Genomic DNA, 15,945 nt, shown 5'->3' on the forward strand with positions numbered 1-15,945 from the left:
CCCCTGTGGGCGGCGACGGAACTTAACCGCTACAGATCAGAGACAAGGATGTTGTCCGCGATCTTGATCCAGCCACTTGATTCCAGCGTTCCGGAGTCAAATCCATCCGAGACCAACTTCGTGGGCAGCGCACCCTCGTGTCCTGAAACCATGATGATCTCACCATTGTTGTTTCCACCATTGCACCCGGTAATCCAACCGTCGTTGCCTCCCACAGGAACCACTGCCAGGCAGGCCTTTGTCGAGTCATCGCTTTCAGTTGCGAAGTACTGCACGCCTTCATGGGTGACGAGAAGGCGCGTGGTTTCAACGTTCACATCCTCTGGCAATTTGACCATGGCCGGCAGCGTGTCCTCAGCCGTGGCGGGGCGGTCCAACGCCTTGAGCTCAACCTGTTCGGAGGGTGCCGTCTGTTCTGCGGGCCCGGTCTGTCCGGAACAGCCGCCCAGTAGAAGAACTGCGACGCCCGCCGCGGCAACAACTGGAAGTGATAAACGTTTCATTGCTCTCCCTCGAGTATCGATTTCAATCGAGGCTACCGCACTCACAAAAGACGAGGCCACCCTCGGCGAATGCCGACCGTCAGACCACCAATGAACCTGGTCGGCTGGCCAGGCTCCATTCAAGTGGTGGCTCTGGTGAATCCTCTCGGCATTCTCGGCCCGGCCGCTGCGGAACTCATCCTTGTTCGTGTCACGGACGGCCAGCCGGACGTCAGACACTTTTGGGCGAACGTCACCAGCCTTCGTATCGGGCTGCTGTGGTGGGTCATAGCCCGGCTTGGTATTCCCGCACTTCTGCTGATCGACGTGCTGTTTCTGCCAGGCACACTGGACTCGTTCACGAGCGAGAGCTTGGCCGGAGCCCTGATGCTCTATCAAGTCCAACTCCTCGGGATCGTCTTCCTGGGCGGCGGTCTTGCTGCGATTTTGGCTCACGCCTCTATCAACGGCCCCCTGGGGATCCTGATAGTAGCGTTCCCCGGCTCCTTGGTCGAGACCACCAACTGGTGGGGGCTCGGCATCATATTGGCCGCGGAGGCCGTTGCTTTGGTGACGCGCGGCCAGCTGGGGATGGCAGTCGAAACGACGCCGGCCATTGCCGACCTACGACCCAACTAACCACCGGTGTGCCGGCGGCTGGCCCCCTTCACACACCTGCCCGCGGTGACTTCAACGATTTCTTGACTGGCCGATGGCACAGGGGCAAAGTTGGGTTTGGGAGTTTTATAGGATTGGAGTCCACCGTGGATACCACCGCACTGCATGATGCCTACCGTAACTTTCTCACCGCCATAGCCTTGCCCGGATCATCCACCAGGGCGGCGATCTGCTTTCCCTCGTTGAACTCGCACGCGAGCGTGGCTGGTTGCTCTGCGACGTCGTCGAACAACTCGCCGCTGCTGAACTGAACCACTGACTGGATCTGCCGCGGCAGATGAACACTTCACGGCACCTACAGGACCATCATCAAAATTGATTGAAGGCAGGGGAATTACATGCGCGCTAAACGCATTACGGCCAACCTTCGAGTGGCTGACATTGAGGCGGCGAAGAGCTTTTACACGGATTTTCTTGGGCTGAGCACCGAGGAGTTCAACATGGGTTGGGTGGCCCGGTACACCTCGCCTGACACTGGGGTCAACGTCCAACTCGTCACTGGCGACGCCACCGCAGCCGAAGACGCAGTGATCTCCGTCCATACGGACGACGTTGAGGCAGCCTACGCAGAAGCCCAAAAACTCGGCTACGAGATTGTGCTGCCACTAACTACGGAACCATGGGGTGTTCGCAGGTTCTTCGTCCGCGCTCCGGACGGCAACGTGCTGAACATCGTGTTCCATCGGGATTGACAGACCACCATTAGCGGGACAAAAGCACACCTGACAAGGCGGCTGAAATTGTGCGCAGCATTAACCTGCGACGATTGAACCATGACGTCTCTCCCCGCTGACCAGCCAGTTACTGACCCATCCGCCATCGCGGCCCAAGAAGCACCCGCGGTGAACCGGCTGGTCTTCATGGCCGCCGGCCTCGGTGCACTACTCTCGGCGTTGCTGCTTTTGCTTGGTTCAGGAAACCCCGCCACCATCAGCATGCCCGTGTTTGTCATGACCCCGCTGATCCCGGCCATCTGCGCCGCGCTTGTGTGGCTGCCACTGTCCCTCACGAAGGGGACCGAAGCCCGCCGCCAAAGCATCTCTGCCGCAGGCGTCCTTGTCGTGGTGGCCGCGATGTTTTTCTTCGTCGAATGGTCCGCGCGCTTCGAGCTGAGCGTTTACTTCGCGCTCATGCTCTTTGCCTGGGGCAGCCGGCTGAAGCACACACCGCTCAAATGGGCCGCCCTGCCGTATTTGGCCGCAGCCATCATCCTGCGGGTATTCGACTTCCCCGGCGAAGCACTCGTCCTCGCCCTTCTCGGCGCGCTGACGATCGCGTGGCCATTCATCGCCCGCCGTCGCACCGCCGGGGCTGTCACTTCCCCGTAAACGTGGGCTTCCGCTTCGCGGTGAAGGCGGCGAAGCCTTCCGCGTAGTCGGCCGTGGCCGACAGCGCCACCTGCGCTTCATTCTCAAGTACGACGGCGTCCCACAGTCCCAGCCTCTCCCTGCGGATCCCTGCCACCAGGGTCTTGCTGGCGTTGAAGGCGAGCGTGGGGCCTCCGGCAGCCTTGGCTGCCGCAGCCCGGGTGAAGTCCAACAGGTCCTCTGCCAGCATGGAACGGCTAAACATCCCGGCAGCCACGGCTTCGGCTCCGCTGATCAAATCAGAGGAGTAAACAAGGTCAAGGGTGCGGTGTGCACCGAGCGTTTCGGTAAACAGCCAGTGCCCGCCGGAATCCAGCGTGGCGCCAAGGTTGCCAAACGGCGAACCAAACTTGGCATTCTCCGCCACATACACCACGTCCGTGGCGATCAGCAGCCCCAACCCCACACCAAGGCAGGCACCTTGCGCTGCGGCAAACGTCGGTGCCGGAAATGCTGCCATCTTTTGTAGCAGCGGCGTCAGCAGCCCTTCAAGGTAACCGCGCGCATCGTCGTTGGCGCCGTCCACCCCGGCAATGTCGCGGCCCGCACAAAACGCCCGTCCCTCCCCCCTGAGGAGCAGTGCCCGGACGGTACCTGCGGAGGCGGCGGCAGCAGCGTCATCGTACGCGGCATCCAGCTCGACCAGCCCAGCCTCGTTGAGCGAGTTCAGCTTTTCCGGGGCGTTCAGCACGATCTCGGCAACGCCGTTGTTGCTGGACAGCTCAATCACGGTGACTCCTTGCGGTGGGTGGCAGCGGTTGGTTGGGCCCTAGCCGTCGTAGTCAACCTTGACCTCCGGCGTGGTGGGGTGGGACTGGCAGGTGAGGATGTAGCCCGCTTCCAGTTCTTCCGGTTCGAGCGCGTAGTTTTCATCCATGTGGACATCGCCTGAGACGAGCTTGGCCCGGCACGTGCCGCATACCCCGCCTGCGCACGCGAACGGCACATCGGGGCGAACGCGCAGGGCAGCGTTCAGAACGGTTTCGCGGGCGTGGACGGGGCTGAGAATGTCAGCCCTGAGTCCGTCCAGGGTGAACGTGAGCTTCCACGTTGCCTCAGAGGCATCAATCAGGACGGGACGTCCTCGCTGCCCTTCCGGATGGTCTGGGAGGCCGGTGGTGAACAGCTCAAAACGGACGTTATCCCGCGGTACGCCGCGGGCTTCCAGCACGTCCCGGCACAGTTGGACCAGTTCGAAGGGGCCGCACAGAAACCATTCGTCGACGTCGTCCGCGTGGATGGCCTTGCCCAGCAGCACCTCCAGCTTCGACGCATCCAGCCGCCCACTGAGTAGCGGGGAAATGCGTTGTTCGCGGGAGAGCACATGGTGGAGGGCGAAGCGTTGCGGGTATCTGTCCTTGAGATCGGCCAGCTCCTCCAGGAACATGACGTCCATGGCAGCCTTGTTGGCATAGACCAGATCAAGACGGGTGCCTGCATTTCCGGCCAGGAGCGACTTTGCCAGGGCCATCACGGGCGTGATGCCGGAGCCTGCGGCGATAGCCACATACGTTCCGGCCTTGCGGGCCAGCTCTTCAGGGTGGTTCATGCTGTTGAGCACGTTCAGCGCAGGGTCCGGCGGGGGCGCGTCTCCGGAATGCCGGGAGATGAACGCGCCCTGCGGGCTCATGACTTCCATGACTGCCCCGGCGGCCAGCTCTGCATTGGCCCAGGTGGAGAATTCGCCGCCGATGTCCCGCTTGATGGCAACTTTCAATTCTGAGCTGCCGTCGGGGAACTGCACGGGCACGGCGCATAGTGAGTAGCTGCGGCGCAGTTCGCGGAGTACCCCGTCGGGATCCGGCATCTTCAGGCGCAGCGCCACGTACTGCCCCGGAAGGTAGTCGTAGAAGCCGGCCAACCGGGCAGGCACGTCGAAGGTGACCTCGATGGCGTCCTCCGTCAGCCTCCACACCTCGGACACGGTGAGCTTGTGGAACGACACCCTGCGCCGGGCCGCGGCATTGACGGGGACGCTCATCAGAGCACCTTGAAGTAGTCGAACGGTTCCTTGCAGTCCCCGCACACGTAGAGCGCCTTGCACGATGTGGAACCGAACCGGGACAACTCCCGCGTGTTCAGCGACTGGCACTGTGGACATTTCACCTGCAGAGCCAGCCGGACCGGGCCGCTGTGCCCTCCCGCTGGAGAATTCCCGCTGGGCGGGGCAATTCCGAACGCTTCCAGCTTGGCCCTGCCCTCGGCACTCATCCAGTCGGTGGTCCAGGCAGGGGCCAACACCGTCACCACTTCAACTTGCGGCAGGCCAGCCCTCTCGAAGGCCGCGTGCACGTCGGTGCGGATGGTGTCCATGGCGGGGCAGCCCGAGTACGTCGGTGTGATGGTCACCCGGACCACCGGTTCGCTGCCATCCTCCGCCGGGCTGATCTCGACCGCGCGCAGGATGCCGAGGTCTGCGATGGTTAGGACGGGCAGTTCGGGGTCGCAAACAGATGCGGCAATATCCCAAGCTTCCTGCTCCGAGATTCCGGTTCTGGCCCTGTTCGTTTCAGTCACGACGCTCACCAGCTTGCCCCGGGAAATTCGCGCGCCAGGACCTGCATTTCCGCCAGCAGGTACCCCAAGTGTTCCGAGTGCCGCCCGTGACGGCCCCCGCCGGTGGCCATGGGATAGGTGGGTACTTCCAGCTCCGCCTGCGCTAGAACCGCCCCGGTGCTTTGGTCAAATTCATTCTTCAGACTGGAAGGCACGACGCCGTTGTCCCCCACTTGCGCTGCCAGCGGATCGTCCTCGAAGAGCTCGCCGACATACGGCCACATGTTCTCCAGCCCCGCGATCATGCGGCGTCGGGATTCCTCAGTCCCGCCGGCCAGGCGCAGCACCCATTGCGTGCTGTGGTCAAGGTGGTAGGCGACTTCCTTCACAGCCTTCGCTGCGATGGCTGCCAGCATCGGGTCACTGGAACGGCTCAGTTCCCGGTAGAGAAGGAATTGGTAACTGGCGGCGATGAACTGGCGGGCGATCGTGGCGGCAAAGTCGCCGTTGGGTTGTTCAAAGAGATGCGCGGAACGGAATTCTGGTTCGCTGCGGAAGTAAGCCAGATCGTCCTCTGTCTTGCCCCAGGCGGCGCCGGCATAGCTCAGGAAGGAGCGTGCGTGGCCCAGTTGGTCCAACGCGATGTTGCCTAGCGCCACGTCTTCTTCCAGTTCGGGGCCGCGGGAGATCCAATGGCCCAGGCGCTGGGCCAGGATCAGCGCGTCGTCCCCCAACCGGAGCGCGTATTCGGCCACTTCCGGGCTTGGCTTGGCCGTCCCTTCGGCGGCCGCGAGCGCAATGTCTTCAGGTCGTAGAGCGTTGCCCGGTGTGATCCTGGTGGCCGAGGCGGCACTGTCACCCTGCGAGTAGGGCGTGGGGTTGCGGTGGTGTGCCGCATCCGACTGGGAGCCGGTGGATGGGCCCACGCCGGCGCGGGACCCGTCGCGGGGGCCCACAGCAGCGCGGGCCCCATCGCGAGCTTGCGAGCGAGGGGAGCTGCTGGGGACTTGCGAGTGAGGGGAGCCGGTGGATGGGCCCACGCCGGCGCGGGACCCGTCGCGAGCTTGCGAGTGAGGGGAGCCGGTGGGGATCACAGGTGTTTCACCCCTTCGCTTTTCACGTAGTACGTGGCGTGCCGGTAGTCCTTGCCCTGCGGGGATTCGAAGAAGGAGCCCTTGGCGTCAGGGTCGGAGGCGGCAATGGCGTCGGAGGGAACCACCCAGATGGACACGCCTTCGTTGCGCCGGGTGTAGAGGTCGCGGGCGTTGCGCAGCGCCATGGTGGCGTCCGGCGCGTGCAGCGAACCGGCGTGGACGTGACTCAGCCCCCGGTTCGAGCGGACGAAGACCTCCCACAAAGGCCAGGGCGGGGCACCCCGGGCGGGATCCGGCGTCGTACCTTCAGCTTCAGGACTCATGGCTACGCAGCCTCCCCTTCGGCTTGCGCTTGTGCCGCGGACTGTTTCGCGGCGTAGGCTGCGGCCGCCTCACGCACCCAGGCTCCGTCGTCATGCGCGGCGCGGCGGCGCTCCATGCGCTGGGTGTTGCAGGGGCCGCGGCCGGCCAGGACTTCCTTGAACTCTTCCCAGTCGAGGGGGCCATGTTCCCATTTTCCAGTGTCCTCGTTGAAGCGGACATCGGGGTCGGGGAGGTCCAGTTCGAGTACTTTGGCCTGTTCGGCGAGCATGCCCACAAAGCGGTTGCGGAGTTCGTCGTTGCTGAAACGCTTGATGTTCCAGGCCATGGACTTGCTCGAGTTTGGCGAATCCGAGTCCGGCGGACCGAACATCATCAGCGACGGGGCGTACCAGCGGTTGACCGCGTCCTGCGCCATCGCCTTCTGTTGGGGGGTCCCGTGAGAGAGCTCCAACAGGATCTCAAACCCCTGCCGCTGGTGGAAGGATTCCTCTTTGCAGATCCGGATCATCGCGCGGGCATACGGCGCGTACGACGCCCTGCACAGCGGGACTTGGTTCGTGATGGCCGCGCCGTCCACCATCCAGCCGATGGCGCCCATGTCGGCCCACGTCACGGCCGGATAGTTGAAAATGGAGGAGTACCGGGCCTTCCCGGCCAACAGTTGTTCCGTCATGGCGTCTCGGGTGGTGCCGAGCGTTTCCGTGGACGAATACAGGTACAGCCCGTGCCCGGCCTCGTCCTGCACCTTCGCCATGAGGATGGCCTTGCGTTTCAGGCTCGGGGCGCGGGTGATCCAGTTCGCTTCCGGCTGCATGCCAATGATCTCCGAATGTGCGTGCTGGGACATTTGCCGCACCAGCGCATGACGGTAGTCCTCCGGCATCCAATCCGTCGGTTCAATGCGGGAGTCCTTGGCGATGATCGCATCAAAGTTGGCCTGCCCGGCGGCGTCCTGAAGTTGTTGGTCGTTTGCCATGGTTTCTCCTTCGGCACAGTGCCCTTCGACAGTCGCAAAATTAATTACCGACCGTTCGTTCAGGATATAGCCCGGTTCATGGTCAGTCAACGAACGAATGGCAGGACTCGGCAAACGATGCGGCCCGGGTTATGCGCCCACACCGAACCCGTCGTCCCGTACAGTCCTTCGTGGGCGAATGCGGGTCCCGGGCCAGACCCGGACCCGGTGAGGTCCGGGCTTTCTGGGTTCCAGGAACCATGGACTGTCATCATCTCGTCGGACGAAACCAACAGTGGGTCCCCAAATATGGAGGGGAGTGCCAATGCTGATGCTCACTGCTTCCTGAACCTGCCACGAATCATCCGCTGGAGGAGGCGTATCCGTCAGGGAGCTCGTCAGCTGAACAATTGCCTCAGTGCAGCCTGTCGTTGCGATAAGGGCTGTGCTGTCATCGACGACACTCACAACGGGGTCTGTGTCCCGGCCGTCGTAGACCGACAAGGCATCAATCGGGGCCAGACAGGACTGGTGGTAGGCGGCATCCGGCGTGGACATTAATTTCCTGGCACCAACGAGCACCGGTCGACGGCTCGCTGCGGTGGCTAAATTCCGTGACCGCAGCCAGACCATCCCACGGTGCTGGCAGGCGGGCAGACGGGTGAGCTGGTGTTCACCTCGCCGACCAAGGAGTCACTGCCAGTCATCTACTACCGCACCAACCACCTTTCCAGCCTGCTACCCGGGACCGCCTGCGCACGCAGGTCAAAAGCCACATTGGTATCTCCTGTACCATCGACGTCGCCGAACCCGGCTCACTGGCACATTCCAATGGCACGTTGCGCCGCATCTATGACAACAGTCCACCGGTGATTTCCCCGGCAAGGGCCACCAGGACAGGTCCCGTGCGGCCCCGAGCGACCCCGTGAGAAACTAGGGACCATGGCCAACACTCCCCCAGCCGCTGCACAAACCCCCGCCGCCAGGCGCGGCCGGCCCGGTTACGACCAGCAATCGGTGCTGCGGATTGCCGTGGAAGTGTTCAACCTACACGGCTACGAGGCCACCTCGATGGGCGTTCTCGCTGGAAAGCTGGGCATCTCGAAGTCAGCCATCTACCACCATGTGCCATCCAAGGAGGAACTGCTGCGGCTCGCACTGGAGGAAGCCCTGGGCGGCCTCGAAGGCGTTTTAATGCTCGACGGCGCCACCACCGGAACGCCCGATTCCCGCCTTGAGTTTGTGCTCAGGCAGACCGTGGCGGTGCTGGTGGGGCGGCTGCCTTTCGTCACACTCCTACTGCGCCTGCGCGGGAACACGGACATGGAACGGGAGGCGCTCTCACGGCGCCGTGCTTTCGACCGTACTATCACCGGGCTGGTTTCCGCGGCACAATCGGACGGTTCCCTGCGGGACGACATTGCTGCCGCCACCGTCACACGGCTGCTCTTCGGCACTGTCAATTCCATCGTTGAGTGGTACAAACCAGGAGGCAGTCTATCCGCGGCGAAGCTGGCAGACGACGTACTCGCCATGACCCTTGACGGCCTTCGAAAATAGTCTCGATCGGCCCGTTTACCCGCTAACAATCGCAATTTCTGGCTGATGAGAGGTTGTTTTTACCGAATAATTCCTCCACAGTTCGATCACTTACTAGAGTTATCCTCATCTTTGGTTTTTCGACGTACAATGTCTGACCCTTCGCGTAGTGTTTGATGTATGGAAACGACGGCAAAGGGGCCGGGGCATCCCGGTTCCACACAGGGCGGCAGGGTAGCTGGTGAACACCTCCACCGGCTGGTGGACCTTGCCGAATCACTCGTCAGGGCTGCCACGGTCACACCGGGCCCCTCCACTTTGCTGTCCACGGCCATGGGCCTTGACCTGGCATCGCTGAGTGACGATGAAGCCGCCGCCTGGGCGCAGACCCTGGAGCATTTGAACCACTTCCTTCAGGGGCTCATGGTTGACTCGGCAGGAGACCTTGCCGATCGTGTTTCTGCCGGACGGTATCAGGCGGCAGGGCCTCAAAAACCCGTTGACTTCGTGAGTTCTTCGCTGAATATCAGCCGGGTCGAGGCCAGCAACCGGCTCCGGCTGGCGGACCGGTTCCTGCCGTCCACGGACCCGTTGACGCTGGTGGTAACCGAGCCCAGCCAGCCCGTGCTTGGATCCGCGCTCTTTTCGGGCCTGATCTCCGCCGAACAGGCGTTGGTGGTTTCCAGTTTCGTTGACCAGGCAGTCCGGCTGGAGAAGTCAGGAACGATCGAGGCCGGACAGGCCCGGTCCTTGGAGGCCACCCTCACTGAACATGCCGAGGTTGAGGGACCATATTTCCTGCGGCACTTGGGCATTCGGGCACTGGCCCTGCTCGATCCGGACGGGCAAAAACCCTCAGAATCCCAGCGGCTTGCCAAACAAGGCATCTCCTTCCGTCGCCCCTACCGCGGGTGGGTCAAAATCGACGGGTACATGACCATCAGCCAGTACGAACAAACCATGGCCTGCATCGACTGGGCAACAAATCCCAAACGGCAGAACAGCCATGCCCAGGACTCCGCCCAGGAAGAGTCCTGCGACTCGCAACTCGGAGCCCCCGTGCAGTGCGATGGTGCAAAACCGACAGGCGACCAGCCGGAGGGCTCCCGGTTGCTCCTGTCACAGGACCAATTGGCTCGGTTGCTGGGCAATCCGGCATCCGGCCTTGGCATTGCTTCGCCACCGCGGCCACCATCAGCTTCCCCACCGCCGCCCCAGGATCGGAGTTCATCGCGTTCGGACACGAGCCCCGCCCCGGACCCGGGACCTCCGCAGCGAGGCACCTCTGCAGCCGGCCAGGGCTGGAGGCGGCCATTGGTGCCGGGCGAAATTCCGCCACGACCTCCCAACGCTCCACCCGATGCAATTCCGCCAGCTTATGAAGGAGAGTCATGGTTCTGGTTCCCTGACCTTGCAAAAGATGCAAATGGCTGGGACCCGGCTCCGGATGGCGGGCGCTGCGGAAGCACCGGACCGTTCATCGCCGCGGAGCCGTGCGATGGTGCTGAGCCGTGCAGGGCCGCACAGATACCCAATGATGACTGGTGTTCCGGGGCACAGGCAGTGCCAGAAGCCGCATGGTGGTCTGGACAGGCACCACCTGAGGAAGCTGTTTCGGACGGCGATAGTCTGCAGGAAGCGAACCCGCAGCCTTGGCCACACTTGGTCAACGGCGTCTGGGTACCGGCACCCGGATCGGAAGAGAACCTCCCGGGGTTGAGCCCCATCGATCCCAACAGCACGGACACGGCCGTCAGGGACAAACGCACCCGGGCACAAATGCTGTTGGACGGCATGCTCCACTGCCTCACGCTGGCCGCCGGAACAGACAAGCTGCCCATCAACGGCGGGCTGAAGACGCAGTTGTATCTCTCCCTCACCCAGGAAGACCTGGACCGCCGGACCAATGACGGTACCGTGGATTCGCCCTACAGCGGCCAGGTGCCATTGTCATTGTTTGCCGAGCAGATGTGCAGCGCAGGTGTCACCGAGATGCTGGTCGGCTCCAATGGGGAAATCCTGGATGTCGGCCGCACGCAACGGCTTTTCACGTTCGCCCAGCGCAAGGTTCTCGTGGCCCGGGACATGGGCTGCGCATTCCCGGACTGCATGGCACCGGCACAGTGGACAGAAGCGCACCACATTGTCCCGTGGCAGACCGGGGGCACCACCAGCGTGGACAACGGCGTCCTGTGCTGCAGCCTGCACCACCACTACCTTCATGACAAGGGCTGGAGCGTCCGGCTGGAAGGCGGCATCGCCTGGTTCAGGCCCCCCTATTCCGCGGACATCACTGGCAGGGAACGCCGCAACATATACCATCACGACCGGGCCTCAGAACAACACTGACGGGCAGACGGGCCGGGTGCACGCTGAAGGCACGTCCACAAAAATTTCAGCGTCCTTGAAAGCACTTTCCGGCGAGCTTCGCTACGAACCAACCACCAAGAGTTGCTCAGTGTGCGGGTGGTCCCGTGCCACGCGGTCCCGGCGGACGGCGTCGTCGGTGTCCTGTGCCTCAACAAGGGCACGGCCAGCTACTGGCGGCTGCCCGGTGGCCCCGAAGACGACGTCGCGTGGAGCCACCAATCCCCTGTCCCACCGTCAACCGAAATCGCCGGTTACGTGAGCTTCTACGACAAACTGGTGGACGTCGTCGAACTCTGAATGGAAACTTCAGCAGTTGACTAGTGGGCGGCGGCGAAGGCGGGCGCATCGGTCTTTTCGAGGCGGACGACGACGGACTTGGACACCGGGGTGTTGCTGCCTTCCGCCGTGTCATCGAGGGCAACAAGGACGTTCGCTTCGGGAAAGTATGCCGCCACGCAGCCGCGTGCTGTGGGGAAGCTGATGATCCGCTGCTGGCGCAGGACCCGGTCGACGCCGTCGACCGATTCGCTGTGGATGTCCACGTAGCTGCCGTTGGGAATGCCGAGCTCGACCAAGTCGGAGGGGTTGACGAACAGCACCTGCCGACCCTTCTTCACTCCTCGGTAACGGTCGTTGAGGCTGTACATGGTGGTGTTGAATTGGTCATGGGAGCGCACTGTCTGCAGCAGCAGCCTGCCCTTGGGCACCTGAACGGTTTCAAGCTCGCCCACGCTGAACATCGCCTTGCCGGTCGGGGTGGGGAACGTGCGGCTGTCCCGTGGCGGGTGCGGCAGCACGAATCCGCCCCATTGGCGGACCTTGGCGTTGTAGTCGCTGCATCCCGGAACTACATGACTGATGTGCTCGCGAATGGTGTCGTAGTTGGCCTCGAATCCGGCCCAGTCGATGGGATGGTTCTTGCCCAGGACGGCGCGGGCCAGGTGGCTGACAATCGCCATCTCGGACAGGATTCCCACGGCCACCGGCTCAACCTTGCCGCTGGAGGCATGGACGGCGCAGACAGTGTCCTCCACTGTCACGAACTGTTCGCCGGTGGCTTGCCTGTCAATCTCGGTCCGGCCCAGGGTGGGAAGGATCAGCGCCTGAGCGCCCACAAACGCGTGGGAGCGGTTGAGCTTCGTAGAGACCTGGACCGTCAGCTTCAGCTTTTGTAATGCAGCCTCGGCTACGGCCGTATCTGAGATGGCTCCAACCAGGTTGCCACCCATGGCAAAAAGCACCTTCAGCATTCCATCCCGCATGGCACGGATGCTTTGGACGGCGTCGAAGCCGTGGGCACGGGGCGGGTCAAAGTTGAACTCCTTGCCCAGGGCATCCAGAAAGTGGTCAGGCATTTGTTCCCAAATGCCCATGGTCCGGTCCCCTTGAACATTGCTGTGCCCGCGGATGGGCGAGGGGCCCGCGCCGGGCTTGCCAATGTTGCCGCGCAGCAGTAGCAGGTTGATGATTTCCTTAATGGTGGGCACGGCCTTCTTGTGCTGGGTCAGGCCCATGGCCCACGTGACGATGACCTTGTCGGCCTTCAAGTAGCGGCTGGCGAGTTCGTCAATCTCCGCAGTGCGCAGTCCGGTGGCTTCCCGGACCGCCTTCTCGTCCACGTTTTCAATGTGCGCCCGGTACTCCTCAAGCCCCTGACAGTGCTCTTCCAGGAACGCATGATCCAGGACGGCACCGGGCGCGGCCGCCTCTGCAGCGAAGACGCGCTTGGCCACGGCCTGCATAAGGGCCATGTCACCGGCCAGCCTGATCTGCAGGAACTGGTCAGCCAGGTCGGTGCCCTTGCCCACCAGACCGCGGGGGCGCTGCGGATTCTTGAAGTTGATCAGCCCGGCCTCCGGAAGCGGGTTGATGGCGACAATGGTGGAGCCGGCATCCTTGGCCTCCTCCAATGCGGTGAGCATGCGTGGATGGCAGGTGCCCGGGTTCTGCCCCATGATGATGATCAGGTCTGACTTTTCAAAGTCCTCATAGGCGATGGCAGACTTGCCGATGCCGATGGTCTCCTCCATCGCCTTACCGGTGGATTCGTGGCACATGTTGGAGCAGTCCGGCAGGTTGTTAGTGCCGAACGCGCGGGCGAAGAGCTGGTATTGGAACGCGGTCTCGTTGCTGGTGCGCCCGCTCGTGTAGAACGTGGCCTCATCCGGTGAATCAAGATCGTTCAGCTCACGGGCCACAATACGGAAGGCGTTCTCCCAGCTGATGGGCTGGTAGTGATCAGACCCTGCGGGTTTGTACATGGGTTCCACAAGCCGCCCCTGCTGGCCTAGCCAGTATTCGCTGCGGCTGCGCAGCGACGAGACGGAGTTATTTTCCCAGAAGTCGCGCCCGATGGTCAGCAGCCCCGCCTCCCACGTGACAGCCTTGGCGCCGTTCTCACAAAATTCCGCGGTCTTGCGCTCGGGCGGGTCCGGCCACGCGCAGCTCATGCAGTCGAAGCCGTCCTTCTGGTTCATGGCCAGCAACGTCTTCGCTGACCGCGTGACGCCCATCTCGGCGACGGCTTGGGGCATGGAATACTGCAGGCTGGGCAGTCCTCCGGCCGATCGTTTGGGCTTGCTGACCTGCAGCTCGGCATCCGACTCATCCTGGACTGGGGGCTTGATGCTCATTGCGCACACAACCTTTTGCTTGAAGAATGAACTCTCCGGGCCAAGTGGCGGCAGCCAGCTGGATCGGTTCCGCGCACGCCGTCATGCAGGCTGTCCCCAACACACATGACAACGAACGCGATATTGGCGGTTCAATTTGTCTAGCACCACCCGCAGGGAAAGGCAATGGAACTTAGGTCCGGCATCGCTGGCCCGTACGCGTCACTTGTAGAGCGTATTTTCCTTTTCAACCAAGGTCAGGATGTCATACGTGGCAACGACGTCGCCGTTTTGGTTGTGCAAAACAGTGTCCCAGCAGACCTCGCCGTAGTCGTCGGTAGTGCGAGGGGTGATCTGCTTGGCCGTCAACGTCACGCGGATGGAATCCCCGGCCGCAACAGGCGTGCGGAAGCGAAGGCTTTCCAGCCCATAGTTGGCCAGCACCGGTCCCGGAGCGGGCTCCACAAACAGTCCGGCCGCCCACGAGACCAGCAGGTACCCGTGGGCCACTATGCCAGGAAAGAACGGGTTCCTTTCCGCGGCCGCCGCGTCCGTGTGGGCATAGAACGTGTCGCCGGTGCTCTTTGCGAATGCCGCAATGTCCTCCAGCGTGACTTGGCGCAGCCCCGAGGCAAACGCATCGCCAATGTGCAGCTCGGCGAGGGACTTCCGGAACGGATGCACCGCCCCCTCCACCCCGCCAAACTCCGGCACCCCGGCCAGCACGCGGTCCGCGCCCGCGTGCCACACACCGGTCACGGCCGTGAGCATGTTCGGTGAGCCCTGGATGGCCGTGCGCTGCATGTGGTGTTTGACCGAACGGATGCCGCCCAACTCCTCGCCGCCACCAGCACGCCCCGGCCCGCCGTGCACCAGGTGCGGCACCGGCGATCCATGGCCGGTCGAGGAGCGCGCATCCTCACGGTTCAGCACCAGCACCCGCCCGTGGTGGGAGGCAATTCCCGTCACCACCGCGCGCGCAAAGTCGGGGTCATTCGTGCACACCGTCGCCACGAGAGACCCGGCCCCCAGCGCTGCGAGCCGGACCGCTTCGGAGGCGCCGCCGTCGTGCGTGGAAAAACCCAGCACACCGCACACGGGACCAAACGCCTCCAGGGTGTGCACGGCCGGGGCTTCGGAATCGGCCCAGTCGAGCAGCACCGGGGACATGAATGCGCCATGTTCGACGCCGGATGCCGGGCTCTGCGCGTGCCTCACCTGGGGCGCGTCCAGGGTTCCCCAGGCGAGCTCTCCACCGGCCGCGAGCATGGCTTCGACGGCAGCGCGGACGTCGGCCAGCTGTTCCAGCGAGGCGAGCGCCCCCATGGTCACCCCCTCGGCGCGGGGATCGCCCACCACCACGCGTTCGGTGAGCCTGGCGCCCACGGCCACAATGACGTCGGCGCGCAGGTCTTCGGGGACAATGGCGCGGCGGACGGCCGTGCACTTTTGCCCCGCCTTGACGGTCATCTCCGTCACGACCGATTTGATGAACGCATCAAATTCCGGCGTTCCCCGGACCGCGTCAGGACCAAGGATGGCGGCGTTGAGCGAGTCTGTTTCGGCACTCAGGCGGACGCCGCCGTGGGCAACGTTGGGGTGGGCACGCAGAAGGTTCGCGGTGCTGGCGGAGCCGGTGAAGGAGACCATGTCCCGGTAGTCGAGCTTATCCACCAGCGTGCGGGCCGAACCTGAAATCAGTTGGAGCGACCCGGGCGGCAGGATCCCGGATTCGATCATGACGCGCACGGTCGCCGCGGCGAGATACCCGCTGGGCGTGGCCGGCTTGACGATGGTGGGAACACCTGCGATGAATGCCGGGGCAAACTTTTCCAGCATGCCCCAGACGGGGAAGTTGAAGGCGTTGATCTGCACGTCCACGCCGGCGATCGGGGTGTAGATGTGCTCGCCGATGAAGGAGCCGTCCTTGCTGAGCACTTCCACCGGCCCCTCGACAATGACATTGCTGTTGGGCAGTTCGCGCCGGCCCTTGGAGGACAGCGTGAACAGCACCCCGATGCCACCGTC

Annotated in this window: 16 protein-coding genes and 1 pseudogene; 7 read left to right on the forward strand and 10 right to left on the reverse strand. The window is 63.3% G+C overall.

Features of this window, described 5'->3' with window-relative positions; genetic code table 11:
- Positions 1-29: 29 nt before the first annotated feature.
- Positions 30-503, reverse strand: a complete 474-nt coding sequence (locus tag Q4P21_RS07880; RefSeq protein ID WP_303388238.1) for a hypothetical protein — start codon at positions 501-503, stop codon at positions 30-32.
- Between the two features lie 69 nt (positions 504-572).
- On the opposite strand from Q4P21_RS07880, the gene Q4P21_RS07885 reads away from it, so the two are divergent.
- Positions 573-1,121: a hypothetical protein gene (locus tag Q4P21_RS07885; RefSeq protein ID WP_303388239.1), complete on the forward strand. Its 549-nt coding sequence runs from the start codon at positions 573-575 to the stop codon at positions 1,119-1,121.
- A gap of 151 nt (positions 1,122-1,272) precedes the next feature.
- Here Q4P21_RS07885 and Q4P21_RS07890 read toward each other — a convergent pair whose 3' ends face one another.
- Positions 1,273-1,416, reverse strand: a complete 144-nt coding sequence (locus tag Q4P21_RS07890) for a hypothetical protein (RefSeq protein WP_303388240.1) — start codon at positions 1,414-1,416, stop codon at positions 1,273-1,275.
- Between the two features lie 82 nt (positions 1,417-1,498).
- Between Q4P21_RS07890 and Q4P21_RS07895 the strand changes: the two genes are divergently transcribed.
- Together Q4P21_RS07895 and Q4P21_RS07900 are read left to right on the forward strand one after the other, a co-directional pair.
- The gene (locus Q4P21_RS07895) at positions 1,499-1,852 is read left to right on the forward strand and encodes a VOC family protein (protein WP_303388241.1); all 354 of its coding nucleotides are present in this window, start codon (positions 1,499-1,501) and stop codon (positions 1,850-1,852) included.
- 81 nt (positions 1,853-1,933) lie between these two features.
- Positions 1,934-2,488: a hypothetical protein gene (locus Q4P21_RS07900; RefSeq protein ID WP_303388242.1), complete on the forward strand. Its 555-nt coding sequence runs from the start codon at positions 1,934-1,936 to the stop codon at positions 2,486-2,488.
- Here the strand turns inward: Q4P21_RS07900 and Q4P21_RS07905 are convergent.
- The 6 genes from Q4P21_RS07905 to paaA form a co-directional block, all read right to left on the reverse strand.
- Complete coding sequence (locus tag Q4P21_RS07905) at positions 2,475-3,257, reverse strand: enoyl-CoA hydratase/isomerase family protein (protein WP_303388243.1); 783 nt, start codon at positions 3,255-3,257, stop codon at positions 2,475-2,477. The two genes, Q4P21_RS07900 and Q4P21_RS07905, sit on opposite strands and share 14 nt — an antisense overlap.
- 39 nt (positions 3,258-3,296) lie before the next feature.
- Positions 3,297-4,508, reverse strand: a complete 1,212-nt coding sequence (gene paaE / locus Q4P21_RS07910; protein ID WP_303388244.1) for a 1,2-phenylacetyl-CoA epoxidase subunit PaaE — start codon at positions 4,506-4,508, stop codon at positions 3,297-3,299.
- Positions 4,508-5,053 carry a 1,2-phenylacetyl-CoA epoxidase subunit PaaD gene (paaD, locus tag Q4P21_RS07915; protein ID WP_303388245.1) on the reverse strand — a complete coding sequence of 182 codons (546 nt, stop codon included), beginning with the start codon at positions 5,051-5,053 and terminating at the stop codon, positions 4,508-4,510. The genes paaE and paaD overlap by 1 nt, the downstream gene beginning before the upstream one ends.
- On the reverse strand, positions 5,050-5,949 hold the full coding sequence (gene paaC, locus Q4P21_RS07920) for a 1,2-phenylacetyl-CoA epoxidase subunit PaaC (RefSeq protein ID WP_303388254.1): 900 nt from the start codon (positions 5,947-5,949) through the stop codon (positions 5,050-5,052). The genes paaD and paaC overlap by 4 nt, the downstream gene beginning before the upstream one ends.
- Positions 5,950-6,113: 164 nt before the next feature.
- Complete coding sequence (paaB, locus tag Q4P21_RS07925) at positions 6,114-6,440, reverse strand: 1,2-phenylacetyl-CoA epoxidase subunit PaaB (protein WP_303388246.1); 327 nt, start codon at positions 6,438-6,440, stop codon at positions 6,114-6,116.
- A 2-nt stretch (positions 6,441-6,442) separates the two neighbouring features.
- Complete coding sequence (gene paaA / locus Q4P21_RS07930; RefSeq protein WP_303388247.1) at positions 6,443-7,417, reverse strand: 1,2-phenylacetyl-CoA epoxidase subunit PaaA; 975 nt, start codon at positions 7,415-7,417, stop codon at positions 6,443-6,445.
- A 612-nt stretch (positions 7,418-8,029) separates the two neighbouring features.
- Here paaA and Q4P21_RS07935 point away from each other — a divergent pair.
- The 4 genes and pseudogenes from Q4P21_RS07935 to Q4P21_RS07950 form a co-directional block, all read left to right on the forward strand.
- Positions 8,030-8,325: pseudogene (locus Q4P21_RS07935) on the forward strand (hypothetical protein); the annotation flags it as partial.
- Between the two features lie 13 nt (positions 8,326-8,338).
- Positions 8,339-8,956, forward strand: coding sequence for a TetR/AcrR family transcriptional regulator (locus Q4P21_RS07940; RefSeq protein ID WP_303388248.1), 618 nt, complete (start codon positions 8,339-8,341; stop codon positions 8,954-8,956).
- A gap of 159 nt (positions 8,957-9,115) precedes the next feature.
- Entirely contained in the window at positions 9,116-11,284 is a 2,169-nt protein-coding gene (locus Q4P21_RS07945) for an HNH endonuclease signature motif containing protein (RefSeq protein WP_303388249.1), read from the forward strand.
- Between the two features lie 117 nt (positions 11,285-11,401).
- Positions 11,402-11,602, forward strand: a complete 201-nt coding sequence (locus tag Q4P21_RS07950) for a DUF427 domain-containing protein (RefSeq protein WP_303388250.1) — start codon at positions 11,402-11,404, stop codon at positions 11,600-11,602.
- Between the two features lie 20 nt (positions 11,603-11,622).
- Here the strand turns inward: Q4P21_RS07950 and Q4P21_RS07955 are convergent, their stop codons facing one another.
- The gene (locus Q4P21_RS07955; protein ID WP_303388251.1) at positions 11,623-13,938 is read right to left on the reverse strand and encodes an FdhF/YdeP family oxidoreductase; all 2,316 of its coding nucleotides are present in this window, start codon (positions 13,936-13,938) and stop codon (positions 11,623-11,625) included.
- Between the two features lie 201 nt (positions 13,939-14,139).
- Positions 14,140-15,945: phenylacetic acid degradation bifunctional protein PaaZ (paaZ, locus tag Q4P21_RS07960; protein ID WP_303388252.1), on the reverse strand; the 1,806-nt coding region annotated here is incomplete at its 5' end.

Source organism: Arthrobacter sp. (assembly GCF_030540645.1).
In the GTDB taxonomy this organism is placed as follows: domain Bacteria; phylum Actinomycetota; class Actinomycetes; order Actinomycetales; family Micrococcaceae; genus Specibacter.

What these genes read in the sequence shown, in the direction of transcription:
- paaA (WP_303388247.1), bottom strand. Translation starts at nt 7,417, where the DNA reads ATGGCAAACGACCAACAACTTCAGGACGCCGCCGGGCAGGCCAACTTT.
- paaB (WP_303388246.1), bottom strand. Translation starts at nt 6,440, where the DNA reads ATGAGTCCTGAAGCTGAAGGTACGACGCCGGATCCCGCCCGGGGTGCC.
- Q4P21_RS07945 (WP_303388249.1), top strand. Translation starts at nt 9,116, where the DNA reads ATGGAAACGACGGCAAAGGGGCCGGGGCATCCCGGTTCCACACAGGGC.
- paaE (WP_303388244.1), bottom strand. Translation starts at nt 4,508, where the DNA reads ATGAGCGTCCCCGTCAATGCCGCGGCCCGGCGCAGGGTGTCGTTCCAC.
- Q4P21_RS07940 (WP_303388248.1), top strand. Translation starts at nt 8,339, where the DNA reads ATGGCCAACACTCCCCCAGCCGCTGCACAAACCCCCGCCGCCAGGCGC.
- Q4P21_RS07895 (WP_303388241.1), top strand. Translation starts at nt 1,499, where the DNA reads ATGCGCGCTAAACGCATTACGGCCAACCTTCGAGTGGCTGACATTGAG.
- Q4P21_RS07885 (WP_303388239.1), top strand. Translation starts at nt 573, where the DNA reads ATGCCGACCGTCAGACCACCAATGAACCTGGTCGGCTGGCCAGGCTCC.
- Q4P21_RS07955 (WP_303388251.1), bottom strand. Translation starts at nt 13,938, where the DNA reads ATGAGCATCAAGCCCCCAGTCCAGGATGAGTCGGATGCCGAGCTGCAG.
- Q4P21_RS07900 (WP_303388242.1), top strand. Translation starts at nt 1,934, where the DNA reads ATGACGTCTCTCCCCGCTGACCAGCCAGTTACTGACCCATCCGCCATC.
- Q4P21_RS07880 (WP_303388238.1), bottom strand. Translation starts at nt 503, where the DNA reads ATGAAACGTTTATCACTTCCAGTTGTTGCCGCGGCGGGCGTCGCAGTT.